Source organism: Bacillus sp. FJAT-42315, from assembly GCF_002797375.1.
Lineage (GTDB): Bacteria > Bacillota > Bacilli > Bacillales > Domibacillaceae > Bacillus_CE.
This window is the reverse complement of sequence record NZ_KZ454941.1, coordinates 48,884-51,920: the sequence shown is the minus strand read 5'-3', so window position 1 is coordinate 51,920 and position 3,037 is coordinate 48,884. Positions and strand designations below refer to the sequence as shown.

At 39.5% G+C, this 3,037-nt stretch carries 5 protein-coding genes; all 5 read left to right on the top strand.

Annotated elements, in window-relative coordinates:
• Positions 1-1,266 (top strand): hypothetical protein (locus CEF22_RS00300; RefSeq protein WP_100403861.1); only part of this gene is annotated, 1,266 nt, incomplete at its 5' end.
• 20 nt (positions 1,267-1,286) lie between these two features.
• Positions 1,287-1,601, top strand: coding sequence for a YbaB/EbfC family nucleoid-associated protein (locus CEF22_RS00295; protein ID WP_094836667.1), 315 nt, complete (start codon positions 1,287-1,289; stop codon positions 1,599-1,601).
• 15 nt (positions 1,602-1,616) lie between these two features.
• On the top strand, positions 1,617-2,213 hold the full coding sequence (recR, locus tag CEF22_RS00290; protein ID WP_094836668.1) for a recombination mediator RecR: 597 nt from the start codon (positions 1,617-1,619) through the stop codon (positions 2,211-2,213).
• A 13-nt stretch (positions 2,214-2,226) separates the two neighbouring features.
• A complete protein-coding gene (locus tag CEF22_RS00285) occupies positions 2,227-2,445 on the top strand; it encodes a YaaL family protein (RefSeq protein WP_100401273.1) in 219 nt (72 codons plus the stop codon).
• A 59-nt stretch (positions 2,446-2,504) separates the two neighbouring features.
• Positions 2,505-2,768, top strand: coding sequence for a pro-sigmaK processing inhibitor BofA family protein (locus tag CEF22_RS00280; RefSeq protein WP_232726030.1), 264 nt, complete (start codon positions 2,505-2,507; stop codon positions 2,766-2,768).
• Positions 2,769-3,037 lie beyond the last annotated feature (269 nt).

Here is a 3,037-nt window from a genome sequence, read left to right as displayed (position 1 = left end):
TTAGAGGAACCGCCAAAGCACGTCATTTTTATTTTAGCGACAACGGAACCTCATAAGATCCCATTGACGATTATTTCTAGGTGTCAACGTTTTGATTTCAAGCGAATCACCTCACAGGCGATTGTTGGTCGGATGGAACTGATTATGAAAGAAAGTGATCTTGAATATGAGGAGAAAGTTCTTCCGATTATCGCTCGAGCGGCTGAAGGAGGTATGCGTGATGCCCTTAGCTTGCTTGATCAAGCAGTCTCTTACAGTGGAAATGTGTTAACGGAAGAGGACGCATTAACTGTAACTGGTGCTGTCGGACAGGAAATGTTAAATCATTTAGCTGAGGCCGTATATGAAAAAAATGCGCCTGAAGCACTGGTTGTTTTGGAAAAGCTGTTACTGCAAGGGAAAGATCCGTCCCGGTTTGCGGAAGATTTTGTTTTATATTTTCGGGATATGCTACTTTACAAAACTGCGCCTACCCTTGAGGAATCACTAGAAAGAGTGTTAATTGATGCTGTTTTTATTTCCATTTCTGAAAAAATGGAGTTAGAGAAAATTTATGAATACATTCATGTGTTAAATCAAACTCAGCAGGAAATGAAATTTAGCAATCATGCTCGAATTTATTTAGAAGTGGCTTTAGTGAAAATGTGTCAAGCAGAAGCAACAGTGAAAGCAACAAGTTTACCGGAAATGAATACATTGCTTGAAAGGATCGCAACGCTTGAAAGAGAATTGCAACAGCTTCGGAGCCAACCAGTACAAGCGGCAACTCAAGCCGAGACGCAGTCTCCTTCTAAGCGAGCGAACCGTTCTTCTAAAGCCTTTAAAGCACCGGTGGCTAAAATTGAAAAAGTGTTAGCGGAAGCAACAAAGCAAGATGTTCAATTAATTAAAAGTCGTTGGGGAGATATGTTAAACTATCTTCATCAGCGTCAAATGAGATCGCAAGCTGCGTTACTTAATGATGCAGAGCCTGTAGCTGCCTCTCCGGGTGCATTCGTGTTAAAATTCAAATATGAAATTCATTGTCAGATGGCCACTGAAAACAACGTGTTTATGGATTCCATCTCTTCTATTTTACAAGAGTTAACAGGGAACCTTTATCAGCCGATTGGTGTTCCTGAGGATACATGGTTATCCATTAGACAAAATTTCATTAAGACGCAAAAGGAAGACGGTCACGAACAGGCAGAGCAACCTGAAGGAGATCTTCTCATTTCGGAAGCACTTAAGCTTGTGGGAGAAGAACTGCTCGAAATTAAAGACTAATTACTAGGAGGATGAAAAGTATGCGTGGTATGGGAAATATGCAAAACATGATGAAGCAAATGCAAAAAATGCAAAAGAAGATGGCGGAAGCGCAAGAGGAGCTTTCAACAAAACAATTTGAAGGAACAGCTGGTGGCGGTATGGTAACGGTTGTTATGTCCGGTCAAAAGCAAGTGCTTGACGTGCAAATTAAAGAAGAAGTGGTTGACCCTGAAGATGTGGAAATGCTACAAGATTTAGTGCTTGCGGCGACAAATGATGCTCTGAAAAAAGTAGATGATGAAACAAACTCTACAATGGGCCAGTTCACAAAAGGGATGAACCTTCCGTTCTAGGAGGCGTATGATCATATGTATTATCCGGAACCGATAACAAAGCTGATCGACAGCTTTATGAAATTGCCAGGCATCGGGCCAAAAACTGCCGCTCGTCTGGCATTTTTTGTTCTCGATATGAAAGAAGAAGATGTGCTCGATTTTGCCAAATCACTCGTCAATGCTAAACGAGATCTTGGTTATTGCTCTGTTTGTGGACATATTACCGACCAAGATCCTTGTGCCATTTGTGCGGACGAACGCCGCGACCGCAGCGTAGTTTGTGTCGTTCAAGATCCGAAAGATGTCATTGCTATGGAGAAAATGAAAGAGTTTAATGGTTTGTATCATGTGCTTCAAGGAGCCATCTCTCCTATGGAAGGAATCGGACCTGAGGATATTAACATACCCGATTTATTAAAGCGGCTACAGGACGAAACGATTCGTGAAGTGATTCTTGCTACTAACCCTAATATTGAGGGAGAAGCGACAGCGATGTATATTTCACGCTTATTAAAACCGTCAGGCATTCGAGTCACTCGCATAGCTCATGGCTTGCCAGTCGGTGGAGATCTTGAATATGCGGATGAAGTGACGCTTTCAAAAGCACTAGAAGGTAGAAGAGAAGTATAGGAAGGGGATCTTCATGTTTTTTAGAAAAAAAAATAAGCTGAAGAACTCACACGACGAGAATTTAATGCAACTATTAGAGCAATCTAAGCAGGAATGGTTTAAGCATCGAGAATTATTAAGACTTAGCTTTGAACATAATGAAGAACTAGTTGCTCAAACGAAGACTCACGAAGCAAAGTATTTCTTTTTATTTCGTGAAGTCAGAAAAAGAAATATTCGCATAAACAACTAACAGGTCTCATATTCTTTATTTAAGGGACAACCTTATTTAAAGAATAGGAGAGGATTTATGTGTATATAGCTGGGGGCATTATTGTTTTCGTTCTTTTAATCAGTTTGTTAGCCAGTCTAGCTTCACCAGTAAAACCCGTTCAGTTAGCAAGTATTCTTTTTGTGAAAGTGATTGTAGGTGCGCTTTTTCTATTCTTACTTAATTCATTTAGTGGGGATTACGGATTGCATGTACCGATTAATTTAATCACTTCCACGATCGCTGGGGTACTTGGTATTGCTGGAGTAGCAGCATTAGCCGTCATTCAATTATGGATTCTTTAAAAACAGTCTAGATGCAACATGCTAGACTGTTTTTTTATTGATGAATTATTTTTTTAAAAAAGTATTGACGCCCGTATTTTAAATTGTTATATTAGATAACGTTGCTGCTGAAGAAAAAACGCAGGTAACAAAAAAACAAAAAAAGTTATTGACTTTCGAGTCAGAACTTGATAAGATAATGAAGTCGCTTAATGGTGACCGAGATTGAACATTGAAAACTGAACAAAATAAACGTCAACGTTAATTCTAAAAAACTTAGTTTATCTAAG

Bases quoted from the DNA above. Each gene is read 5' to 3' on its own strand.
- CEF22_RS00285 (WP_100401273.1), top strand. From the start codon at position 2,227: ATGTTTTTTAGAAAAAAAAATAAGCTGAAGAACTCACACGACGAGAAT.
- recR (WP_094836668.1), top strand. From the start codon at position 1,617: ATGTATTATCCGGAACCGATAACAAAGCTGATCGACAGCTTTATGAAA.
- CEF22_RS00295 (WP_094836667.1), top strand. From the start codon at position 1,287: ATGCGTGGTATGGGAAATATGCAAAACATGATGAAGCAAATGCAAAAA.